This window comes from Niabella sp. ZPM-14 (genome assembly GCF_055693045.2).
In genome coordinates this window covers 1,265,421-1,289,646 of record NZ_CM181148.1, presented here as the reverse complement: position 1 = coordinate 1,289,646, position 24,226 = coordinate 1,265,421, and the positions used below count along the sequence as shown (strand labels likewise).

At 46.5% G+C, this 24,226-nt stretch carries 22 protein-coding genes; 12 read left to right on the top strand and 10 right to left on the bottom strand.

Features of this window, described 5'->3' with window-relative positions:
* Positions 1–6: 6 nt before the first annotated feature.
* Entirely contained in the window at positions 7–945 is a 939-nt protein-coding gene (locus tag ACU37H_RS05465; RefSeq protein ID WP_472705847.1) for a phosphoribosylaminoimidazolesuccinocarboxamide synthase, read from the bottom strand.
* A 389-nt stretch (positions 946–1,334) separates the two neighbouring features.
* Between ACU37H_RS05465 and ACU37H_RS05460 the strand changes: the two genes are divergently transcribed.
* Both ACU37H_RS05460 and ACU37H_RS05455 read left to right on the top strand, forming a co-directional pair.
* On the top strand, positions 1,335–4,028 hold the full coding sequence (locus ACU37H_RS05460; RefSeq protein ID WP_472705849.1) for a TonB-dependent receptor: 2,694 nt from the start codon (positions 1,335–1,337) through the stop codon (positions 4,026–4,028).
* A gap of 29 nt (positions 4,029–4,057) precedes the next feature.
* A complete protein-coding gene (locus ACU37H_RS05455; RefSeq protein ID WP_472705851.1) occupies positions 4,058–5,350 on the top strand; it encodes a fasciclin domain-containing protein in 1,293 nt (430 codons plus the stop codon).
* A gap of 76 nt (positions 5,351–5,426) precedes the next feature.
* Here ACU37H_RS05455 and ACU37H_RS05450 read toward each other — a convergent pair whose 3' ends face one another.
* The 3 genes from ACU37H_RS05450 to ACU37H_RS05440 form a co-directional block, all read right to left on the bottom strand.
* Positions 5,427–6,026, bottom strand: a complete 600-nt coding sequence (locus ACU37H_RS05450; protein WP_472705853.1) for a DinB family protein — start codon at positions 6,024–6,026, stop codon at positions 5,427–5,429.
* Between the two features lie 416 nt (positions 6,027–6,442).
* The gene (gene topA / locus ACU37H_RS05445) at positions 6,443–9,019 is read right to left on the bottom strand and encodes a type I DNA topoisomerase (RefSeq protein WP_472705855.1); all 2,577 of its coding nucleotides are present in this window, start codon (positions 9,017–9,019) and stop codon (positions 6,443–6,445) included.
* Between the two features lie 141 nt (positions 9,020–9,160).
* Positions 9,161–10,000, bottom strand: coding sequence for an alpha/beta hydrolase (locus tag ACU37H_RS05440; protein WP_472705857.1), 840 nt, complete (start codon positions 9,998–10,000; stop codon positions 9,161–9,163).
* 209 nt (positions 10,001–10,209) lie between these two features.
* Here ACU37H_RS05440 and ACU37H_RS05435 point away from each other — a divergent pair, with 209 nt between their 5' ends.
* A complete protein-coding gene (locus ACU37H_RS05435; RefSeq protein ID WP_472705859.1) occupies positions 10,210–10,806 on the top strand; it encodes a JAB domain-containing protein in 597 nt (198 codons plus the stop codon).
* Between the two features lie 157 nt (positions 10,807–10,963).
* Here the strand turns inward: ACU37H_RS05435 and ACU37H_RS05430 are convergent, their stop codons facing one another.
* The 6 genes from ACU37H_RS05430 to ACU37H_RS05405 form a co-directional block, all read right to left on the bottom strand.
* Positions 10,964–11,413, bottom strand: coding sequence for a hypothetical protein (locus tag ACU37H_RS05430; RefSeq protein WP_472705861.1), 450 nt, complete (start codon positions 11,411–11,413; stop codon positions 10,964–10,966).
* Positions 11,414–11,415: 2 nt separating this feature from the next.
* Positions 11,416–11,874, bottom strand: coding sequence for a hypothetical protein (locus ACU37H_RS05425; RefSeq protein ID WP_472705863.1), 459 nt, complete (start codon positions 11,872–11,874; stop codon positions 11,416–11,418).
* A 2-nt stretch (positions 11,875–11,876) separates the two neighbouring features.
* A complete protein-coding gene (locus ACU37H_RS05420) occupies positions 11,877–12,341 on the bottom strand; it encodes a hypothetical protein (protein ID WP_472705865.1) in 465 nt (154 codons plus the stop codon).
* Between the two features lie 26 nt (positions 12,342–12,367).
* Complete coding sequence (locus ACU37H_RS05415) at positions 12,368–13,945, bottom strand: hypothetical protein (protein ID WP_472705867.1); 1,578 nt, start codon at positions 13,943–13,945, stop codon at positions 12,368–12,370.
* Between the two features lie 692 nt (positions 13,946–14,637).
* On the bottom strand, positions 14,638–16,026 hold the full coding sequence (locus ACU37H_RS05410; protein WP_472705869.1) for a phosphatase PAP2 family protein: 1,389 nt from the start codon (positions 16,024–16,026) through the stop codon (positions 14,638–14,640).
* 107 nt (positions 16,027–16,133) lie between these two features.
* Entirely contained in the window at positions 16,134–16,631 is a 498-nt protein-coding gene (locus ACU37H_RS05405) for a hypothetical protein (RefSeq protein WP_472705871.1), read from the bottom strand.
* Positions 16,632–16,832: 201 nt separating this feature from the next.
* Here ACU37H_RS05405 and ACU37H_RS05400 point away from each other — a divergent pair, with 201 nt between their 5' ends.
* The 9 genes from ACU37H_RS05400 (at position 16,833) to ACU37H_RS05360 (ending at position 24,225) form a co-directional block, all read left to right on the top strand.
* Positions 16,833–17,600, top strand: coding sequence for a Rossmann-like and DUF2520 domain-containing protein (locus ACU37H_RS05400; RefSeq protein WP_472705872.1), 768 nt, complete (start codon positions 16,833–16,835; stop codon positions 17,598–17,600).
* Positions 17,601–17,706: 106 nt separating this feature from the next.
* Complete coding sequence (locus ACU37H_RS05395; protein ID WP_472705873.1) at positions 17,707–18,228, top strand: KdsC family phosphatase; 522 nt, start codon at positions 17,707–17,709, stop codon at positions 18,226–18,228.
* Between the two features lie 27 nt (positions 18,229–18,255).
* Positions 18,256–19,188, top strand: coding sequence for a geranylgeranylglycerol-phosphate geranylgeranyltransferase (locus ACU37H_RS05390; RefSeq protein ID WP_472705875.1), 933 nt, complete (start codon positions 18,256–18,258; stop codon positions 19,186–19,188).
* A 5-nt stretch (positions 19,189–19,193) separates the two neighbouring features.
* Positions 19,194–19,754 (top strand): Maf family protein, encoded by a 561-nt coding sequence (locus ACU37H_RS05385; RefSeq protein ID WP_472705877.1) that lies wholly within the window; start codon positions 19,194–19,196, stop codon positions 19,752–19,754.
* Between the two features lie 250 nt (positions 19,755–20,004).
* Positions 20,005–21,261, top strand: coding sequence for a DUF2851 family protein (locus ACU37H_RS05380; protein ID WP_472705878.1), 1,257 nt, complete (start codon positions 20,005–20,007; stop codon positions 21,259–21,261).
* A 151-nt stretch (positions 21,262–21,412) separates the two neighbouring features.
* Positions 21,413–22,003, top strand: a complete 591-nt coding sequence (locus ACU37H_RS05375; protein WP_472705880.1) for a hypothetical protein — start codon at positions 21,413–21,415, stop codon at positions 22,001–22,003.
* A gap of 231 nt (positions 22,004–22,234) precedes the next feature.
* Positions 22,235–22,774, top strand: a complete 540-nt coding sequence (locus ACU37H_RS05370) for an RNA methyltransferase (RefSeq protein ID WP_472705882.1) — start codon at positions 22,235–22,237, stop codon at positions 22,772–22,774.
* A 9-nt stretch (positions 22,775–22,783) separates the two neighbouring features.
* Entirely contained in the window at positions 22,784–22,996 is a 213-nt protein-coding gene (locus ACU37H_RS05365; RefSeq protein ID WP_472705883.1) for a hypothetical protein, read from the top strand.
* Between the two features lie 320 nt (positions 22,997–23,316).
* Entirely contained in the window at positions 23,317–24,225 is a 909-nt protein-coding gene (locus ACU37H_RS05360) for a UbiA-like polyprenyltransferase (RefSeq protein ID WP_472705885.1), read from the top strand.
* Position 24,226 lies beyond the last annotated feature (1 nt).

The window sequence follows — 24,226 nt, the reverse complement described above, 5'->3', positions numbered from 1 at the left end:
CATTAACTAATAAGTCTCCAGCGCCTTTGAAATTTTATCCCGCTGTTCCTCATCACTTACTACCTGCGGCTGGAAAGCCTCGCCAATCACTTTTTCGTACAACTCGATATACCGGCCGGATATCGTATTGATCCAGTCTTCCGTCATTTCAGGGACCTGCTGGCCTTCTTTGCCCATAAAGTTATTTTCAATCAGCCACTCGCGGACAAACTCTTTACTGAGCTGTTTGGGCGGCTTGCCCGTTGCTTTGCGCTCCTCATCGTGATAACCACCCGGGCCGTCTGCATAAAAATACCTGGAACTGTCGGGTGTATGAATCTCATCCATCAATACGATCTCGTCGCCCAGTTTGCCAAACTCATATTTTGTATCAACCAAGATCAATCCCTGCTTCAAAGCCAGTTCCTGCCCGCGTCTGAACAGCGCCAGCGCCAGCTGCTCCAGCTGTTGCCACTCCGCCTCGGTGGCCAGCCCCTGCGCAATGATCTCTTCTTTGCTGATATCTTCATCATGTCCCTCGCTGGCCTTGGTGCTTGGCGTAATGATCGGAGTGGGAAACGCATCATGTTCTTTCAGTCCTTCCGGAAGGGGCACACCGCACAGGCTCCGCTTTCCGCTGTTGTAGGTTCGCCAGGCATGCCCGGTCAGGTGTCCGCGCACCACCATTTCAATTTTAAACGGCTCGCATTTGTAGCCGATGGAGCTGTTGGCGGTTGGGGTTTCCAGCAACCAGTTCTTACAAATATCCTTGGTAGCATTGAGCATGTAAGCAGCGATCTGGTTCAGTACCTGGCCTTTATAAGGTATAGGTTTAGGCAAAATTACATCAAATGCGGAGATACGGTCAGAGGCGACCATCACTAACAACCGGTCACCAATCGTATAAACATCTCTTACCTTTCCCCGGTAGAAATGTGTTTGCTGCGGAAAGTTTAATTCAGACATAGCGCGAAAATAGTAAGGATCATTGATAAGTGAAAAGGTTGAATGATGACCGGGTCCGACGGTCACCGTCTGACCCGGTCATCATAGAGGAAGAACTCGTTACCAACGAAATATTTTTTGCTGATCAACTAACAAGTGTTATTTTAATAGTGTAATTGTCATTGAATGATCTCTTTTTTTTGAATCAATAAAAGAGATTCTTTAAACCAGGCTACCTGGCCGGATGCCCGATGAAGATCCGGCGGGCATTTGGCAGTAGGAAAAAACAAAAACATGAAACGATCCTGATGAAACAATGTACCCAAAACGTTCCATCAGGCCGTTCTATCCGGGAGTTGTCCACTGATAACTGATCGGACCGACCATAGAAAACTAAAAAACACATAAGGATGAAAACCTTTGCACGATTGCTCGCTACCATGACATTGCTGTGTGTCCTGTCCACCGCCAGGGCCCAGACAGTAAAGGGGGTTGTTAAAAGCGTTGAAGGAGGAGTGGGCGTTCCCGCAGCTTCCGTCACCGTTAAAGGAAGCACCACCGGCACCGTCGCTAATGACCAGGGCGAATTTGAGATAGCGGTATCCGCTTTGCCTGCGACCCTGACCGTCAGCTCGGTCAACTACGAGACACAGGATGTGGTTGTAGTAAATACCGATTTCATTACCGTTTTATTGAAACCTGTGTTGGGACAGGAAGTGGTTGTCTCCGCCTCAAGGTTTACGGAGCGGCTCATCGAATCGCCCGTCACCGTGGAACGCGTAAGTGCGGCCACCATAAAAAACACACCTACCGCCAGCTATTATGATATTATCGGCAAACTGAAAGGCGTAGATGTGGTGAATGCTTCGCTCACATTTACATCACCCACTACGCGCGGCTTTGCGGGCAGCGGTAACACACGCTTCAATCAGCAGGTAGACGGGATCGACAACCAGGCACCCGCGCTGAATTTTTCTGTAGGCAGTGTGGTGGGATTAAGCGAACTGGATGTGGAAAGCATGGAGTTGCTGCCTGGCGCGTCTTCGGCGTTATACGGATCGGGCGGCATGAACGGAACCCTGCTGGTCAACAGTAAAAATCCTTTCGACTATACGGGTCTTTCGTTCCAGGTGAAAGGAGGCGTGATGAACCTGGGCAATAAATGGAGAGACGCTTCGCCTTATCAGAACTATGCAGTGCGTTGGGCCCATAAAGTATCAGAGAGATTTGCTTACAAGATCACGACGGAATACATCCATGCGCGGGACTGGCTGGCCAGAGACTATCGTAATTACGGTCGTGTGGGGACGAACGGCATGATCAAAGATGGCACACGGGATACGGATCCCAACTATGACGGCATCAATGTATATGGCGACGAGACCACGATCAACCTGCGCTCGCTGGTATTGAATGCTATTGGTGCACAGGTGCCCTTCTGGCAATCCTATATCAATCAACTTCCTGAAAATATTCCGGTGTCGCGTACAGGATACACCGAAAATGAACTGGCCAATCCCAATACGATTAACTACAAGTTGTCCGGCGCTTTGCATTATAAGATCACGCCGAAAATCGAGACGATTTTAATGGGGCAGTTTGGTACAGGTAACACGATCTACACGGGTAGTGACCGTTATTCATTAAAAGATCTGAAGATTGCTCAGTACAAGTTAGAATTCCGGTCAGACGATTGGTTTGCCCGAGTTTATACGACGCAGGAGAACGCCGGCGAATCTCACAATCTCACGGCCACGGCAAGACAGTTCAACGAACGGTGGAAGCCGAGCACGCAATGGTACCAGGAATATGGTTTTGCTTATTTGAATGCAAAGATGGGAGGCATGGGTGACCTGGAAGCGCACAACATGGCGCGCGCTGTGGCGGATATAGGCAGGCCCGACGCGGGTTCGGCAGATTTCAACAAGCTATGGGATGAAGTGCGGCTGAAACCAATCTTTCAGAACGGTGGTCTGTTCCTCGATAAATCAGACTTGTACGTGGCCGAAGGACAGTATAATTTTTCATCTTTATTAAATAATGCAGTGGAGCTGTTGGCCGGTGGCAACTGGCGCCAGTTTGTACTGGACAGCGACAGTACCTTGTTCTATGAGCCCAATGGTCCGATCAGGATCAATGAAGTAGGCGCTTACGTGCAGTTGGGTAAGGAGTTGATCAAAGACCGCTTAAAAGTGACGGCTTCCGGGAGGTATGATAAGAATGAGTATTTCAAAGGCCGGTTCACGCCCAGGTTTACCGCGGTGATACAGCCCGCAAAAGATCATAATATCCGTTTATCTTACCAGACGGCTTATCGCTTTCCCAGCACACAGCAGCAATGGATCAACCTGGCGGTGGGTAGCGGCACCTTGATCGGTGGCAACCGGGCTATCTGGGAAGCGTACAACCTGATCAATAACCCGGGATATTCCGCACCGGAATTTATCGCCGATCCGAATAACCGTATCCCGGTAACTTATAAGGAAGTGAAACCGGAAAGTGTGGTGAGTTATGAATTAGGCTATAAGGCACTGCTTGCGAAAAAGATATTCGTCGATGCCTATGTCTATACCGGCACTTATGAAAATTTTATTGGCAGGAGAGATGTGGTCCAGTTTTACGACGCGAGCAATCCCGAGGTGTATCGCGGCATATCGGTGGTGGTAAATTCAGATGCAAAAGTAAAAACCTTTGGTTGGGGAATGAGCTTCGACTGGAGGTTGCCGTCCAACTTCTCGGTCAACGGAAATATCTCTTCTGATGAGATCAAGGATGTCCCTGATAACTTCCGTTCCTCATTCAACGCGCCCAAATACCGGACCCTGCTGGGTCTGACCAATTCCGGTTTTGGTCCCCGCGATCTGTTCGGGTTCAACCTGAACTGGCGCTGGCAGGACAAAGTAGTGTTTGAGGGAGATTTTGCCTCGGGCACGCTCAATCCGATCCACGTTGTAGATGCGGCGCTTTTGTACAAACTGCCGGCTTTAAAATCACAGGTGAAGCTCGGCGCTAATAACCTCTTTAATCAGTATTATACCAACGCCATCGGCAATCCCAGCATCGGCGGGCTTTATTACCTGGCATTCACCTACAACTTACAATAATCAACCTGGCTTATACTAAACTTATTCATATGTCCATCCATCCTACATCCATCAGTAAACTACCCGCAGTGCTGCTCATCGTCGTGGTGACGTTGCTGGCTTGTAATAAAGAATTGCCGGAGGCAGAACCGCTCACGCCGGACCCTTCCCCGGAGACAGAAACGATCCTGCAGAAGCTGGATGCGCCCGATTATTCCATCCTTAAAGCGGCGGTTGCCAAGGCGGCTACCTTTGCCAGTCCTACAGGCCAGCTTTCCGATATCCTGGGCAACCCTACAGGGCAGGTCACCTTCTTCGCTCCGGATAATGCAGCGCTCCTGCGATCCTTTGCTTTGCTTGGACTGCCTGCCGATCCGGCATCACTCAATTTTTTTACTGCCGGTAAGCTGGATACTTTGTTAAAATATCATTTGATAGGTGGAGAGCAACTGACTACCGCCCGTATCAATCCCGTAGCACCCGCGCTGAATCTGTATCTGCAAAGTATGCTGGTGTTGGCGCCTCCGTCCGCTACTTTACCTCCCGGCTATAGGATGCCGGTCTTTTTAGGCAAACAGGGAACGGCGGCTTTTGCCAACAATGTTCCGATCGCAACACCGGATATCCCGGCTTCGAATGGCGTAATGCACAAAACCTATGTAGCCTTATTGCCGCCGGATAAAGTGCTCTGGCAAACCATCGCAGCTAATGCCGGCGGGAGTTATACGTATTTCCGGGCGGCTGTGATACGCGCTGATGGCGGAACCAACCCGAATGGTACCTTTCAGTCCGCGTTGAGTACGCCCAATGCAAACTTCACGGTGCTGGCGCCTACCAATGCTGCGTTTGAGCAATTGTTGATTGGCAGGATCACTCAGGCATTGGTAGCTCAGGGCACGCCGCAGGCAGTCGCCAGCCTGGCCGCGACCGGACTGGTAAATACGTATGGAGTTACTATCATTGCCGATCCGGCGTCCATACCCGTATATGGAGACCAGCTTGCCGCGGTGATGACACGTCAGGTGGCCCAGGCAATCGTAGCCTATCATATCCTGGCGAAGCCGGGTACCGTGACATTGGGTTATCGCAACTTTACGGTAAATTTCCCTGCAGGAGCTGCGGTGGCAGTGCCTACCTTACTGAACGCTTCTGTGGCTGATCATGCAGGTGTGGCGCTAAAAGGCACTTTCGGCGCTACCGGTGTTACCTCCGCCACAGCTAAAGGTTCGGGTAATGCAACCGCATCCAATATTATCCTGAGCGCGCCACCCAGCACGACTCATGATCTTAACCATATCAACGGTGTCATCCAGCGGATAGACCAGGTGCTGTTACCGGAGTAAGAAGAGTGGGTGAGGGTTTCTCTGCCGCCATTGTTCAATGCGGAGTCGAATGGAACCATCTTTTTATCTGACCATCTTACTTCGGAAAGCCCGGCATGGCTTTGATTTCTATGATCTGAGCGGTATGCCGCTTAGTATGGGCTGTCAGAAAAAGCAGTAATTGATAAGCGTCTACCGTTCCTACCGGTGTTTTAGCGAAGTGGTTGCGCAGGTCATCCTTCGTTGTCTTTACATATCTTTCGAGGTCCGAAGCCTGCTGGTTAAACGTGGCTAATGTTTTTTTGTAGTCGCCCAGTTGGCCACCTGGCTGTAAGGTTTCAGGTGCTTTTGCTTTATGGTCCCTGCTCTCGATCATGTTTTTGATCTGCTCGTCAGTGTTTTTTACCTCCTGTCTTCTTGACGGATCGGCATTCTCTTTTAATGTGCCCATTGCCCATTCAAAAATCGATTTCTCTGTAAGCGTAATATGTTCCAGACAATTCGCTATGCTCCATGAAGAATCATTGGCTTTCCAGTTGAGTTGCTTTTCAGAAAGTCCTTTGACCTCTTTCATGAGCAGCGATTGGGCCGATGTCCGGTAAGATAACAGGTCGGAACGTTCTTCAGGAGTAATAGGGTCGAAGAAGGTAAAGCTACAAAGCGTGATCAATGCTGTAAAAAATAAAAGGCTTTTCATTTTGATGGATATTTGGTTTAGAAATTAAAATGCTGTCAACAGTACAGTTGTAAAGGTACAGGATTAACGGACCGTTTGTATCGATACCAGGAATGTTATCAAGGTCGAACCGAAATTAGGAAATCAATGCCTCGAATTCAAGTATAATGCTCTTTTCGTGCATTGGGCAGTGCATTTTAGGATCAAAAAAAAGCGTCAGACCGGGACGGTCTGACGCATATTTAAACACTTCCCAGGTTATTCCGGTAAAAATATAAGCCTTACGTTGGCTGCCTATGCTGCTAAACGCACACGAAGTAAAGGCACAGACTTAAAGCATCAAAAGACGGTTCACCGAAACAGGTCTAAACGATTAAGATGGTAGTAAGCGCCGTTTTGAAGTATATCTGCTGAAATCCCTTACATCAATAAGCCGACTACTTTTTCTTTTTGGCTGCAACCTTCTTTTTTGCAGCCGTCTTTTTCTTAGCGGCCGCTTTCTTTACTGGTTTATCAAATGCGCCGGGCTCTTCCGCCACGATCATTTTTTTCACATCGTCCAGTGACACAGTGGCCAGGTCATCCGCCGTATATTTTTCGCCGTCCGCTTTTCTGCCCAGCTTGATCATCTTTTTTCCAAACCGGATAAACGGACCCCAACGGCCATTTTCCAATGCGATGTTTTCTTCCGGCCATTGCTGGATGAAACGATTGGCTTCTTTTTCTACTTTGGCGGCTATCAGTTCGTTAATGTCGTGCTGCGTCAGGTTTTCAAAATCATAACGCCGGGGAACGTTGATGAACATTTCATTCCACTTAATAAAAGGACCGAACCGGCCTTTGCCTTTGGTTACCGGCTTCCCTTCATATTCCGCGATGGGTGCATCTGCTTTTTGTTTTTCGCGGATCAATTCGATGGCGCGGCCCAGGTCTACACTGAATGGATCTTCTCCTTTGGGAATGGATATAAAATCGTCTCCGAGCTTCACATAAGGCCCAAAGCGCCCGATATTTACAGATACTTCCTTGTCTTCAAATGTTCCCAGAACGGCGGGCAACTTGAACAGGTCCATCGCTTCTTCAAACGTGATCGTTTCGATGCTTTGGCCCTTCTGAAGCGAGGCGAATTTTGGCGTCTCATCTTCATCGGCACTTCCGATCTGTACCATCGGACCGAAGCGGCCCATCCGGGCGATCACCGGTTTGCCGGTTTGCGGATCTTTACCCAGCTCGCGCTCGCCCTTAATACGCTCCGCTGTTTCGATGGTCTTATCAACGTCTTCTTTAAACGGGTTATAGAATTCGTCGATCATTTTATTCCATTCGAGCTTCCCTTCTGCCACATCATCAAATTCGTTCTCGATCCGCGCCGTGAAGCCATAGTCCATGATATCATCAAAGTACTGCTTCAGGAAATCCGTTACTACCAGCCCAAGGTCGGTAGGAAACAGCTTTGACTTTTCGGCGCCGGTTGTTTCGGTCAATGTTTTTTTACCGATCTGCTCATCTTTTAAAGTAAGCAGCCGGACATTCCTTGGCACGCCGTCCTTATCCCTTTTCTCCACATATTCTCTTTTCATGATCGTCGATATCGTGGGAGCGTAAGTCGATGGTCGGCCGATACCCAGCTCCTCCAGCTTTTTCACCAGGGAAGCCTCTGTGTAGCGTGGCGAAGGACGGGTAAACTTTTCAGTCGCCGTCATCTGAACGAGCGGGAGTTGCTGGTTCACGCTCAATGGCGGCAACATGCCTTCTGCGTTTTCATCTTCTGAAATATCTTCTTCGTCGCGGTCTTCGCGATATACTTTTAAAAAACCTTCAAATTTGATCACTTCTCCCGACGCGGTCAGGTGTTCTTTATTCGTCGAAATATCAATGGTGGCGGTTGTCTTCTCCAATTGGGCGTCAGCCATCTGGCTGGCCATCGTCCGTTTCCAGATCAGCTCATACAGTCGCTTCCACTCCGCATTTTCTACTGTAGTATGGTTCATGTAAGTGGGGCGTATCGCTTCGTGCGCTTCCTGCGCGCTTTGATTCTTGTTTTTATAACGACGGAACTGGTGATAATTGTCACCATACATGCCTTTTACCGTGTTGGTAATATCTCCCAAGGCCGTGTCGCTCAGGTTTACACTATCCGTACGCATATAGGTAATATGTCCGTTCTCGTAAAGCTGTTGCGCGATCCGCATCGTTTTGCTCACGCCATAGCCGAGTTTGCGGCTGGCTTCCTGTTGAAGGGTAGATGTGGTGAAAGGAGCTGCTGGCGTGCGTTTCCCCGGCTTCACCTGTATGTCGCTAACGGTATACGCGGCACCAAGGCAGGACTGTAAAAATTTTTCGGCTCCTTCGCTGTCGTTAAAGCGTTTGCCTTCTGCTTTGAACTGAATCTGCTTGCCACTGTTATCGGTAGCGGTGAAAATGGCTTCCAGCTTGAAGCTGCTTTGCGGTTCGAATGCGTTTATTTCGCGCTCCCGCTCCGCAATCAGTCTTACCGCAACACTTTGCACCCTTCCAGCGCTCAGGTTATTTTTCACGCTGATCTTACGCCACAACACCGGGCTCAGCTCAAAACCTACGATCCTGTCCAGCACGCGGCGGGCCTGCTGCGCATTCACCAGGTTCATGTCCAGCTTACGTGGCATTTCCACTGCTGCTTTTATCGCTGGCTTCGTAATTTCGTGAAAAACAATACGTTTGGTTTGGCGGGGGTCCAGGCCCAACACTTCGCATAAATGCCAGCTGATCGCTTCTCCTTCGCGGTCCTCATCCGTTGCGAGCCACACTTCTTCACTTTTGCCGGCAAGGGTTTTCAGTTCTTTTACTACCTTTTCTTTCCCGTCACTCACCACATAGCGCGGTTCATATTTTTTCTCAATATCGATACCCATCCCTGCTTTTTCCAAATCACGGATATGCCCAAAACAACTTTTTACCTGGAAATCTTTTCCCAGGAATTTTTCGATTGTCTTGGCCTTCGCGGGGCTCTCCACTATCAGTAAATTCTTCGCCATGTATTAATACGCTATTATAATTATAAGCCCGCTGCATGTGTGTGATAAAAAACGGGCAGCAGACAATTTCGCCGACAAGATTAGTACATTTTTTAGAAATGCCCGATAATTTGTAACTGACCGACGTTTTTTACGGGGTATTTATAAAAAATGAATGATGGCCGAAATGACCGCTTCGTCGCGGTAAATACGCCGGTGTCCCAGGTTGTGCGTAAAGTGAAAATGAAAATTGGGCAGGCCTATCGCCCTGATTTCTTTGGCGTCTCTGATGGGTGTGATTTTGTCATCCTCATCATGGATCCACAAGGTATCACCCTGGATATCTTTCGCGCAGCGTTTGATGGAAAACCAGTCGATCGTCTTACCGCTCAACTGTTCAATGATCGAATAAAAATGCTGTTGTACTGTTCGGTCTTTAATACGCAATTCTTTAAAAAAGGATTCAATCAGCTGTTCTGAGTTAGCCGCGGGCGCGATCAGTACGGTTTTGACAGAGCTGTTGTCAGTCATTTCCGCCAGGTTCATGCTGGTGGCTAATCCGCCGAAAGAGTGGCACAGATACGCATCAAATGGTCCGTACTCGCGGTTGATCAGCGCAATGTAATGGGTATACTCTACGGCGTTCAGCGTGTTGCCCTCGCTCAGTCCATGCGCGGGAGCATCGAATGCGAGCACCTCATAACCCTTGTCAGCGAGTGGAACGGCAATATGTTGAAAATTGGCAGACGCTGACCGGAATCCGTGTGCAATCAGTAATTTTTTGGAGCCGCCTCTGTTCCACCGGTAACCGATGGTCTTCAATCCATTAAACGGCAGGGAAAGATGTTCAGCGTTTTTGATTTGTCCGGTTTCATATACCATCCGGGAATAGGGTGTACAGAAAATTTTAAATGCGGCATCGGCGGCTTTCTTCTTTGAATAAAAAGACAGCGCCCTGATCCGCGTGCGAAAATAACTGATGGCGAAATCCTGCATTTTCATGTGCTACGAAGATAGACCAAAACCGATGAGCATCGAAAGCAGTGGGTCCATCACATTTTTATCCTGCTCTGCCTGCTTTGCGAACAAATCTTTGCGCACTTTTCGGTAAAAAATCACATAAAAAGAAAAAATGTTATGCACTCAACTCATGCGGCAGCCTCAGAGCCTGTTGAAAAACCTTACATTTATGGAGAAAAATAAAAACACCCATGAACGTACGTTTAAAACAAGAAGACAAAATAAAAGTCAGTTGTTCTCAGGATCTATATGATATTATGCAACGCATACTGATCCGGGAGAGCAGGATAGACCGCAACCGGGAGCATTTCTGGACGATAAGCCTGGACGGTGCCAAGCGGATCCTCAATATTGAATTGGTAAGCCTGGGAACGATCAAACAAACATTGGTAGAACCCATGGAGGTTTTTAGTATACCGTTACAGAAGCGGGCTGTTTCGGTTGTTTTGGTGCACAATCATCCCAGCGGGGAGCTTGAACCCAGCGGGGCAGACGAAGATCTCACCGATCGTTTAATACAGGCAGGCAGGATTATGAATGTCCCTGTGCTAGACCACCTTATCATCGCCGAAACAGCCTACTACAGCTTTGCCGATACGGGTTTGCTCACCGAGCTGGAGCAAAGCCTCAAATATATGCCGGCCTACGAAATTAAAAAGCGCTATGAAAAGGCGGCTGAGGAAAAAGGGAGGCAAGAAGTGGCGAAATTGATGAAGAAAAAGGGTATTGATGTGGAGCTAATTATAGAGCTTACCGGGTTGACCAAAGAAGATGTCGATACGTTATAACCAAAAAGGGCTTGCCGACGAATTGCGATTTTTTCGGTTCAAAGTTCCGGATCAGGTAATTGGCCGTATCAGCATACGATTGTAAACCCTGCGCCCCGGAGTTAATGGATGCGGCAATAAATACCGTAATAAATAGTTTTTTCATGTTTAGTTATCATCAATTGTCGGATCCGGGTTTATCATCCTGGCCATAATCTTTCACCAACACATCTTTAACAATAAGCGGTTTATAGACATTTAAGATGGCTTGTATTTGACCAAGACCACCCGTCGATGGGAAAAACAGCTCATACATAACTTCGTACGGAGGAACAGTATCAAAATCAACGATTATAAAATGCTTCTTTGAGAATTCACGCTGATAGTTGAAGTCAAATGTTGGATCTTTTCCAAAATCCTCTGTTTTTCGATAGCCCTGTATTGCGGAAACCGGCTTTATTTTTAAGCTATCCAACAGCACTGAAAAGGGATTGCCAATGAATTGCGATTTTTTTTGTTCAAAGTTCCGGATCAGGTAATTGGCCGTATCAGCATACGATTGTAAACCCTGCGCCGTTAAGTGATTGGTAGCAGCTACAAATATTGTAATAACAAATAGTTTTTTCATGTTCAATTATCATCTATAGCTGGATCGGGATTGTCATCCTGGCCATAATCTTTCACCAATACGTCCTCTACCGTTAGCGTTTTGTACGCATTTAGGATATCTTGAACTTTTCCAAAACCACCGCTTGTGGGAAAAAATAAGTTGTACAATTGCTGATAATGAGGGACATTTTTAAAATGAACAATCATAAAATGAGACTTTGAAAAGTCCCTATTATTGTTGAACTCGAAATAAACTGATTTACCCACGTCTGTTTTTTTACCTCCTCCGCTGCTATGCGCGTCGACTGGCTTTATTTTTAGGCTATCTAACAACAAAGAAAATGGCTTGTTGACAAAGAGCGATTTTCTTTGTTCAAAGTTCCTGATCAGATAATTGGCCGTATCAGCATACGATTGTAAACCCTGCGCCCCGGAGTTAATGGATGCGGCAATAAATACCGTAATAAATAGTTTTTTCATGTTTAGTTATCATCAATTGTCGGATCCGGGTTATCATCCTGGCCATAATCCTTCACCAACACATCTTTAACAATAAGCGGTTTATAGACATTTAAGATGGCTTGTATTTGACCAAGACCACCCGTCGATGGGAAAAACAGCTCATACATAACTTCGTACGGAGGAACAGTATCAAAATCTATGATCACGAAATGTGTTTTTGAGAACTCGCGTTCGTGATTGAAATAACAGCTAATAGATTTCCCAAAATTTGCCTTCTTGGTGTATCCTGATCCATTAATGGCGTGGACGGGCTTTATTTTTAAGCTATCTAACAGCACTGAAAAGGGCTTGCCAATGAATTGCGATTTTTTCTGTTCAAAGTTCCGGATCAGGTAATTGGCCGTATCAGCATACGATTGCAAACCCTGCGCCGTTAAGTGATTGGAAGCAGCTACAAATATTATAATAATAAATAGTTTTTTCATGTTTAAGTGTTTGTAGGGTTAAATATCTAACAATCTTTATCTTCCACTTCGATCTCTGAATATTTTGAGGAGTTGGTCCCGCCGCCCATATTAATACTAGAGCTGGACCCCGTAGCATTATTATAAGTTGCCTTTGTTTCCTGCGCTTTAAAATTGGTTCCATCCCATTTCTGGAAACTTACACCCATTTTGAATTCGTTCATTAAGTACAATTGAGTAGGTAATACTGCATCCTCATTTTTATTTAATTGTAGATAATCGGCAACGAACGATCTAAATGCATTATCAATTCTCGACTTTTTTTTCCATCCAAATTCGGCATCCTTATCGTAATACTTGTCTTTTTTCTCCAGGAATTTACTGTATTTATTTTGATCTGTTACACTCAAAAGGTACATGTCCTGTCCGTGAATCACAAGGTTACCTACAAAGTTGGGATAGGTAAGATTCTTCTCAAGACCATAAATATCTGTGGATGAATGCACGCCCGACGAATTTGGAGGATGGGTATGTACGATAGCGACAAAATTTAAGGAGGCATCGTTCTCGAAATTGAGCGATTTGGAGCTACCGGATGTAACTATCGGAGTCACATCATAAGTTCCATCAGCCTTTTTGTAAATCATAAAGCCATATTCGTTAGCTGCACCTGCATGATCATTGATCAACTTTTCAAGTCGTTCTTTAACTTTTGGATCTTTCAGCGCCTTTTTAAGCTCCTCAGCCTGTCTTCTTGCTTCCGCACAGGGATCTTCCAACGGCGTTATCTCCGGTGGCACATTTATTGGAGGTGGCGCCGGCGGAAACGGAGGCGGAGGCGGGATTCCTCCTCCACCCCCTGTGAAATAGCGATTAGGGTCTTCGTCGCAGGTGGTGACATACGTGGTCGTCGGAAGTGAATAGCAGGTGGCATGCTGATCCGCCTCGTGTTCAGGCGTTGCGTAATAACAATGAGTAGCATAAGTGGTAATAGCCGTTACCTCGCATTGTTGCGCAACCCTCGGCACTGTTGATGTCCCTGGTTGCATTTTCCTTTTCATAAGAAGCATTTCCTCCTGCGTCAACTCAATGCGCTGCACCGCCCGAACGTCATTATAACTGCCTTCACTTTGCCACACATTCCCATCGCCGCCGTCCAAATATTGATAGGTCTGTAACAATGCCGGTTGTTTTTCGCCTGTCACCATATTTTCCGCTTCAGGCTCGTAAACAGTCGTGCGCATCGCACCCTCAAAACCAGTAGCATCCCCTTTTCGCAACACTAAATTAAAAGAAGCCGGGGCCATCACATCACTACCCGGAATCCAGTAGCCATAGCGGTCAAACTTGTAAGGCACATCCATATAATCTCTGCCCTGCCAGTTATATTGGCTCGCTTTGCTCCAGTCCAACTGGCCGGTAAGCATTTGTCCATCGGCACCCTGCACCGTGATCGTCCCGTTCTTATAGCCCAGGCCGTTTTTCTGCAACCAGGCTCGCGCCTTTTGCTGGTCGATAGGACCGGAGCCAGGCAATACATCCTGCCGCTGACAGGTGCAGCATAAAATGATAATTAAAGTAGCTAAGCAAGCAAATATAGCTCTGGTGGTTAGGTGTGTTCTCATGTTTTCTGCTTTGGTGTGTATAGTAAGATATTAAAATAAAATGATATTTTAAAAAAAATATTTATACTACGGCTCCCTTCAATGGGTTGCCGAGATACTTCCACCGGCTTCCGGAACCATCCGGACAGGTCTCGAACTGGTTCGGATAGGTTGGGAACCGCGCCGGATAGGTTCGGAACGTGTATTCCGGGGTGGAACAACCGGTATCGAGCGGTTTAATACCTCGCGATATAGGTGTAGAACCGCTTCGGAGAGGTCGCCAACTGCTACGAATGATTATAACAATGGTATGGATCAGTGCGGAACCCCGCCGGATAGGTTGGGAGCAGCGCCGGATACGTCCGGAACGTATATTTCCGGGTGAAACAACCGGTATCGAGCGGTTGAGTACCTCGCGATAGGGATCTTGAACCGCTTTAGACAGGTTTCCAACTGCTACGAATGATTATAACAATGGTATGGATCAGTGCGGAACCCGGCCGGATAGGTTGGGAACCGCGCCGGATACGTCCGGAACGTATCGAAGTATCAAAGTTGCCTGCTGTCAGTGTCATCCAGCTATTCACTTAGTGTTCTTTGTGTATGCTTTGCGTGCGCTGCGGTTAAAAAACATCATCAACTTAAAAAATGTTATGCGCCCAAAGCGGTCTTCAATGAAAACGACGACCCGCACACTTGTTATAACGGTATCGTTACCATAAAAATGCGGTGAGCCCCAGGCCAAAAGTCAGGTGGTTATATTTTATTTTGTTTTCCCTGAATGTCTCATAGGTATAATTCCCGTCTTCATCCAGTCCATCCAGTTGATCTACAACAAATCTGTTCTTCGATTTGAGATAGCCTGCATACAATTTAATGGCCAGGTTGTGACCGATTCTTTTTTGCAGGCCCAATTCTGTCGTCCAGCTAAAGGCACGTTTAGGCTTGTATTTTAACAGAGGCAGTTCGCTCGCTTCAAATTCTTCAGCATATTGATCCTTCAATTTCAGGAGCACACTTCCTTCAGCGCCCTCGGATGATCCGGCGTTTAGTTTACCGGTGATAAACCAGTTATGAGATAGCGGGTAACTAAAGAAAGGACCGGCATGCAAATAACGGATTCCCATGGGTTGGGTATAATACCCCTCACTGATCATTTGAATATCAGGATAATCTAACAGGCGATAATTATCACCCCTGACGGGAAAGCTGGAAAACGCAAAGGACCCACCAATGCCAAAATGCTTATGAAAGAACCAGGCGCCCTCAATGCCCAGATGGACGCCCCGTTTTGCAAACAGGTCGGCTGTTTTCGCGGTCAGGTTGGAAGATGTTGCGTTGGCAAATCCACCCTTGATCTCGAGAAAGCTGGGCTTGCGTTGAATGGGCCGCGGATTAAATCCTAAAGGCTCCCGCTCACCTTTCTCGTTGAAGATCTTATCCGCCAGGATATAAGCTACTTCCGTACTGAGAATGCCGATGCCTGCACCGGCCAGTACGTCGGATATCCAGTGCCGGTTGTTGAGCTGGCGGCCCACCGCGGTGGCAGTTGCCAATGAGTAACCGCCAACACTATAAAGCGGATGACGGTATTGGCCGTACTCCTTGTGCAAAAAGGTGGCATTGGTGAATGACGTAGCCGTGTGTCCCGATGGGAAGGAATTAAATTCATTGCCTCCGCCGGGTCGCTGCACTTTGGAAGTATACTTAATCGCGTTCACTGCAGCTGCCATAATAGCGACGGAGAATGCATAAGAGACTGCACTTCTTTTAAGGGAGTGCTTGCCCTTTACGCCGGCGGCATTGAGCGCAAACACCGACAATGCAGGTATATATTGTGTGTAATCATCATAGTGATGACGAAAAGAAGGCAGGTATCGGTTTCGGAACTCCCGGATGCTTTCTCTGGATCCCCAGGTGAGCGAAGCGCCCGCAAAAAATGCGAGCGGAGCTGCCGAAATATTCACTGCCTTGCTATTCCAAAACGAGCTGCGGGGCACGGTCCTACCTGTATCGCGCACCTGCGCTTCGGAACTGTGGTTTGCCAGTAATAACAGAATGGGAATGATTATAAAGCGTATAACATTCTTCTTTTCATTCATAGCTTATATTAGTTTGGTATATACGGCTGTACCCGGGCTGTAACTTCAGCAACAGAGCTGACATTTGCAGCATCTCCGCAGGTCCGTCGCTTAACCAACTGAATCAATTACCGCTGGAACTGAGGAACAACCACCCGGGAAGGATCGCAATATTCTGTCAGGCGACCCTCTATTATTTCAAGGCGCTTGGCGGAAAAGCGGGCATTTACCCTCACCCTGTTTTGATTGCACCATTGTTTTGTCGGAAATTTATCGTTGATTAACAAGACCTGATCCGTATTTCTAAGCCTGAAATCGGCTTCGTTGGCCGCGGGCACAGTCGCTTTGAAGTTGTAACGCACCACCATTTGATTCGGATTGTTTTCCCTGGGTGCCATGCTCGTGATGGTGATGGTACCCGGACGCTCGGTATAGTCGCATTTGATATTTTCTTTTTTCCTGATTTCGTCTCTTTCTTTGAGTACATCGCGCGCAACATCCTTCGCCATGTCCTGCAGTCTTTCAGCCCTGGTTTTGGGAGCGGTGCCTGAGGAACAGGAAGCGAAAACGACTAATGAGATAACGATCAAAAAGATGGAAGTGTAAAGAGGTTTCATAATTGTCATATCAGAGTGATTTAAATTGGTTAGAGTGTTCTAAGTAGAGGATTGTGAGGCAAATATATGATAAAAATATTAATTATTAAAATTTAAATTAATGTTTTTGCTGTTAAATTGCTGAGAGATAGGTGAGTAATGGTATCTTTATAGGACCGGAGTAACGCCAAGGGCAGATGCAGGGCTTTACACGGAATAGCGCATTGACCAATGGATATAGTAATTATAGGATCAGGAAATGTAGCTGCCGTCTTAGGCAGAAAATTTGTTGCAGCAGGCCACAGCATTCTGCAGGTGTTGAGCCGCAATGCGGGTGATGCGTCGGAACTGGCGTATGAATGGAACACCGAATCTGCCAATTATAGTAGTCTGATCAATAAAGACGCGGACGTATACATTATTGCAGTAGCCGACGATGCGATCGCGGGCGTGGCTAAGGACCTCAAGCTTCCCGGAAAAGTAGTGGCTCACACGGCCGGGGCGGTCAAAATGGAAGTGCTGAAAGAGGTGACCGATCATTTCGGCGTGTTTTATCCGTTACAAAGTTTGAGAAAGGAGCAGGAACAGATCCCTGAGATACCTATTTATATAGAAGGGGCCAATGAAGAGACCCGGAATGCATTAAACAGGCTGGCAAGATCTATTTACAAAGAAGCCTCCTTTACCGCCGATTATGATCAAAGGGCTAAACTGCATCTCGCAGCAGTCCTGGTCAATAACTTTTCCAACCACTTGTTTACCCTGGCTGAAAATTATTGTAAAAGAGAAGGTATCGCTTTCTCCGAGCTGCTCCCACTCATTGATAATACTTTTTACCGGTTACGCGAGGCGCCGCCCTCCACGCTGCAAACCGGCCCTGCAGCAAGGGGAGATATAGAGACCATCCATAAACATATCGCCCTGCTGGAAAAGCATCCTCAATTATTGAAGCTGTATGAATTTTTAACGGAAAGCATATTGGGCCGTCCTGTGTCTTAAAGATGGGCCGCTGTTTGAAAATTCCGTGTTAATCCGTCGGTTCTGTGAGACACAAAGCGCGATTCCAACTGACATTCAATTACATTTGCAGCTGAAAATTTATCTAATGAATGTTTTGAGTGATTTTCAGAAGATCGACACATTTATCTTTGATGTAGACGGCGTATTGACAGACGGGAGTGTTTTGGTACTCGAAAGCGGAGAAATGGCACGCCATATGAATATTAAAGACGGTTATGCATTGCAATTGGCGATTAAAAAGGGATACCAGATTTTTATCGTCAGCGGCTCGTCGCCCAGCGCCGTAGAAAAACGCCTGAATTATCTCGGTATCACGTCCATTTTTTTCCGGGTAAAAGACAAAAAGGGTTTTATTGAAGCATTGTCTGCGCAGCATGGGTTCAACCTAGGCACCGCCTTGTTCATGGGCGACGATATGCCCGACCTGCCGGTTTTCGACACAGTAGGTTTAAGCTGCTGTCCTGCTGATGCGGTCACCGACGTAAAGAGCGTGGCTCAATATATATCAGTAAAAAACGGCGGTGCGGGTTGCGTGAGAGACGTGATCGAAAAAGTGCTGAAAGTAAGAGGAGACTGGAATGAAACCGCCTCTGTGGCTTCCAGGTAATTGAGTTCGACATTTTAAACATTAAGCATGGCATTAATAAAGCCATTTTTCAGATTGATACGTTGGCCGAACCTGGTGTTCATCGTGATCACCCAGGTTCTGTTCGAGTTTTGTATATATCGGTCTGTTTATTCCAACGATATCCCGGATCATAATACGTTCCAGTTTATTTTATTGGTAATGGCATCTGTTTTCATTGCAGCAGCTGGGTATATTATCAATGATTATTTCGATATTAATATTGATCTCGTAAACAAACCCGGAAAAATGGTGCTCGATAAAACCCTGAGCCGGCGCTGGGCGCTGGCCTGGCACCTGATCCTGAGTATCTCGGGAATCATCTTAACGGCGATTGCTGTCAATTTCTTTTCCAGGTGGTACCTGGTCTTTGCCAATGTTGTCTGCGTGATCTTGTTGTGGTTTTATTCTTCCCGGTTTAAAAAGGACCTGTTGATCGGCAATATCATTGTCTCGCTACTCACCGCCTGGACGATCTTGATCATTTTCCTGTCGAAGTATTCGTTTATGGATGCATTCGGTCACAGCGATGCCGGACAGATCAGGCTATTCAGGTTTGCGATGCTGTATGGCGGCTTTGCTTTTGTCATCTCCCTCATAAGAGAGGCCATCAAAGACATAGAAGATATGCCCGGCGATGAAAAATTTGGATGCAGGACCATGCCCATCGTTTGGGGTATCCAGGCAACCAAAATGTATGTAATGGTTTGGCTCACGATACTGATCATTATGCTGTTGGTCATCCAGTTTTATGTATTACAATTTCAATGGTGGCTGGCGGTGATCTATTGCTTTGTCTGCATCGTATTGCCTTTGCTCTATATTTTTAAAAAGCTACTGAACGCACAGTCCACGGCGGCTTACCATCAGTTAAGCAATTACACTAAGGGCGTAATGTTTACCGGTATTCTGTCGATGCTGTTCTTCTATATTTATTTATAATGTTTATGGATCCTGTTGTATTAGCTTCATCATCTCCCCGAAGAAAACAATTGCTTGAATGGGCGGAAGTACCGTTCGAGGTAATCGTTCAGCCCGTAGAGGAAACCTTTCCTGAAGGGATGAATCCACGCGATGCGGCCATGCATATTGCCCTGAAAAAAGCGGTGGCTGTCCAACAGCAGTTGAAGCAGGACCGTGTCATTGTCGCGGCTGACACAATGGTCGTACTGAATGGTCGCATCATCGGGAAGCCTGACGACCGGGAGGACGCTGTTGCTATTTTAAGTGCCTTGCAAGGCAATACCCATGAGGTGGTGACCGGAGTCGCTATCCTGAAAGGAGATGAACAAATCTGCTTCGCCGACACAACGGAGGTGGTATTTAACGAACTGACCCGGGACGAGCTGGCGTTTTACGTCGATAAGTATCAACCCTATGATAAAGCCGGTGCCTATGCCATCCAGGAATGGATCGGGGTGGTGGGTATTAAAAGGATCAATGGGGATTTTTATAACGTGATGGGGCTTCCGGTAAATAAAGTGGTGATGGCTTTGAAAAGTATTTAATGATCATCTGCTATTTGCGACCTTGTAAGGTGTCAAAGAGCATTTCTTACATGAAACTTAAATTCCGGCAGGCGGAAAGTCGTTGAATATTTAATATTTTTATAGCGGACTTTTCTTAGAGAAACACGTAAACATCCATTGCGCATTGTCTTGTTGACCTGAATGCGGAGCGCTTCATCGTCGATCCACGTCTTTGAGCGTCTTGCGACAAACCGACTTTGTGCTTTTCACTACTGAAAAACTAACGCCTATGAATGAAAACCTGCTGCAATTTATATGGAGATTCCAGTATTTTAATCCATCCAGGTTGATCACAACCCATGGCGATGCCGTGGAAATTATTGTGCCTGGTACCCTCAATACCTCACAGGGACCAGACTTTACCAATGCTAAAATCAGGATCGGAAGCACGATCTGGGCCGGCTCCGTTGAGATCCATCTCAAAACCTCAGATTGGTTAAAGCACCAACACGACGTAGATGTCAATTACAAAAACGTGATACTACATGTCGTATACGAACACGATGCTATCATCAATAATTTGCCGACGCTGGAATTAAGTGGGCGCATCTCCAAAGCGTTATTGAATCGCTACGCTGATCTGATGGCTTCCCGCCAGTTCATCGCTTGTCAGCATGTAATAGGAAATGTAAAGCGACTGATCCTTTCGATCTGGAAGGATCGCCTGATTGCTGAACGCATGCAAAGAAAGGCCGGTATGGTCGCAGGCTATTTAGCGCTTAACAGTACGCATTGGGAAGAGAGCTTTTGGTGGTTGCTCGCGAGAAATTTTGGAACAAAGGTCAACGGCGATGCGTTCGAAGCAATAGCAAAAAGCATCCCGCTGAATATCCTGGCGAAGCATAAGTTGCAGGTGATCCAGCTGGAAGCCTTGCTGCTGGGACAGGCTGGCCTGCTCAACCAGGCAAATGCTGGCGACAAGTACGTGTTATTACTTCAACAGGAATATCAGTTCCTGAGAAAGAAATATGATTTGAAACCGATTGCTTTCCCGGTGCACTTCTTAAGAATGCGGCCCTTGAATTTTCCCACTGTTCGACTGGCGCAAATGGCCGCTTTGGTGCATAATGCGGCACACTTGTTTTCGAAGATCATCGAAGAACCCCAATTGCAGGTAGTGAAAAGCTGGTTTGCAGTTGTACCAAATGATTTTTGGAACTATCATTATACGCTTATGGATGAGCCGGCTTTCAAGGAAAAAGCAGTGGGGGCGGATATGATCAATAACATTGTCATCAATACTATCGTACCGATATTGTTTATATATGGCGCTACGCATCAGCTTCAGCACATAAAAGATAAGGCGCTCCGATGGCTGGAAGAAACGGCTCCCGAACGCAATGTGATAACAAACGGCTTCAAAGCCTTGGGCCTGGCCATTAACTCTGCCTACGATTCCCAATCGATGATCGAACTGAAAACGCAATACTGTGATCAGAAAAGATGCCTGCATTGTGCGATAGGGAACGCTGTCATTAAAAGTTGATATGACGAATCAAGAAGCCTGTTCAATGGTTTTTCAAAAATTAATTTTATAAGTGCAACCATATTGGCACGGCATTTGTCTAAAGAAGCAAAATCTGAGCAGGCAATGCTCAGGCCCACTCAAAGCCTTTAAACTAATTAAATAAATAGCAATGAAAACAGGAAAAGCGATTTTAATAGGAGCGGCAATGTTATTTACAGCAGGTGTCGCACAGGCACAAAGCATGAAGAATATGATTAAGATCGGCGTTTTAGCCGGTGCATCTGTACCTAATAACAATGCGGCTGCTGGAGCAGGCATTGACGTTGCTTACCAGAATTTGGTGACCCCGCATTTCGGTTTGGGTGTTGCTACTGGTTACCAGCACAACTTCGGAAAAGAAAATGAAGTAGGAGGAATCACTTTAAACAATAATGATTTTGGTGTAGTTCCTGTGGCTGCTTTATTCAGATATTATCCGAAAGCAGAAGGTATTTATATTGGAACAGATCTTGGCTACGGTGTGATCACCGGCGATGAGAACGTAGCAGCTAACAATGGTACTACGCGTCCTAACGGCGGCTTTTATCTGAAACCTGAAGTGGGTTATCACAATCGTCACTGGAACATCTTCGCTCACTACTCAAAAGTATTTACAGGTGATAACGGAGCCATTCATATTGGCAACGCAACACAAAAGTATAACGCGGGCATTATCGGTGTTGGCTTAGCTTACAACATCGGTCTTGGTACCGGTAGATAATATTTTACTCTAAACCAAACCATATCTTATCCTAGTCCGGCTGTTAACCTCAGCCGGATTTTCATTTTATATAACCGGCAGCGGCTAATGTGTACAAATCGTTTTTCTCTCAACCGAACGATATGGTTATAGCCTTACACCGTTATTTTTCTCGTTTAATCCATAAATCCGGTAGTCATGCTGTTCTTACAAACATTTTCCCTTCTGAAATTATCGGCCTAATTTTGCGCGATGCAAAAATTGAGCATGGAGGAATTAGGGCGCAAGTCGATCGATGAAGTGAAAGCGTCTGAAAAGAATCCCGTCATCGTAGTACTTGAGAATATAAGGAGCGCTTACAATGTGGGGAGTGTGTTCAGGACCAGCGACGCCTTTTTAATCGAGGCCATTTATATTACCGGCTATTCGGCCAAACCTCCCCATAAGGAAATAAAAAAGACCGCGCTGGGAGCGGAAGATGCTGTCGATTGGAAACATTTTACCAATGCGGAAGAGGCGATAAAAGAGCTGCGTGCCCGGAATTACACGGTTTATGCGGTAGAGCAGGTGCAAGACAGTACCATGTTGAATGATCTTGAATGGAAGAGCGACGAAAAGATAGCCATGGTTTTCGGTAATGAAGTGACCGGGGTAGAGCAGCACACCATCGCGCTGTGCGATGGATGTGTGGAAATTCCTCAGTCGGGTATGAAACACTCTCTCAATATTGCGACCGCGGCAGGCGTTGTGCTTTGGGAACTGGTACGCAGGAAACTCTCCGGAAAAGTTTAATTTTGCTTTATGGAAACGATTATTGTAAAACCTTCCAGCAGCCGGCAATACGATGAAATCATCACTTTTTTAAAAAGAATGAAGGTGAAAACGGAAATATATAAAGAACCTTCAAAGGCGCATGTTTTAAAAAGTGTCGAAAAAGGTGCTCAGGAAGCAGCTCTTTATCTTAAAAGACGGAAAAAGCTCCGGGAAGCAAAAGATTTGCTGGGTGAACTATAGCATCATTTTTACACAGGAGTTTGAGAGGGAGATTAAGCGTCTGTCCCGAAAGTATCCATCTCTTAAACAGGTTTTTTCGATATTGCTTGAAAATCTCTGTACCCAGCCTCGTCAAGGTAAGCCGTTAGGAAATCATTGCTACAAGATAAGGTTGGCGATTCGCAGCAAAGCTTCCGGTAAAAGCGGGGGCGCGAGAGTGATTACCTGTGTTCAGATTATGGAAGAAACTATCATTTCATTTTAAATTTATGACAAGTCGGAACAACAATCCATCACCGATGGTGAGTTGAAAGAACGGTTAAAAAAATACTTAGGATAAAGTGTCAACGATAAAAAAATACCTGAGTCTCGTTAAATTTTCGCATACCATTTTTGCGATGCCCTTTGCCCTGATTGGTTTTTTCCTGGGTATCATGAATGCAGATCAGTATAATGGATCTGTGTCCTTATTCTTTCAGCAGAAATGGTACCTGTTTCTCCTCGTCATTTTATGCATGATCTTTGCGCGCAGCGCAGCCATGGCTTTCAACCGCTACCTGGACCGGCGTTTCGACGCCCGGAATCCGCGCACGGCCGTTCGCGAAATTCCCGCCGGCTTGCTGAAGGCAGATAGCGTACTATGGTTCACCATACTGAATGCCGCGTTGTTTGTGGTATGCACCTATTTTATCAATCCTATTTGTTTTTACTTATCTCCTGTGGCGCTCGCCGTCGTGCTGGGGTATAGCTATACCAAGCGTTTCACGCCCCTGTGTCATTTGGTATTAGGCGTGGGCTTATCCCTGGCACCTATCGGGGCCTACCTGGCTGTAACGGGGCACTTCGATCTGTTGCCTGTTCTTTTTTCCTTCGCGGTGATCTTTTGGGTAAGTGGCTTCGATATTATCTACGCCTTGCAGGACGAAGAGTTTGATCGCGACCATCAGCTCTTTTCTATACCGGCTGCGTTAGGAAAGCGGAAAGCGCTGCGCGTGTCAGAACTATTACACTTTTTAAGCGCGGCCTGCGTCACAATAGCCGGAGTGCAGGGAGATTTTGGCTGGTTGTATTGGGCCGGCATCGCGGTCTTTTTCGGTATGTTGATTTATCAACACAGCATCGTAAGGCCAAACGATCTCGCGCGTGTTAACCTTGCCTTCATGACGGCCAATGGCATCGCGTCGGTGGTTTTTGCGGTCTTCGTGATCGCTGATCTCCTGATTCATTATTTACATTATTCAAACGGCTAGG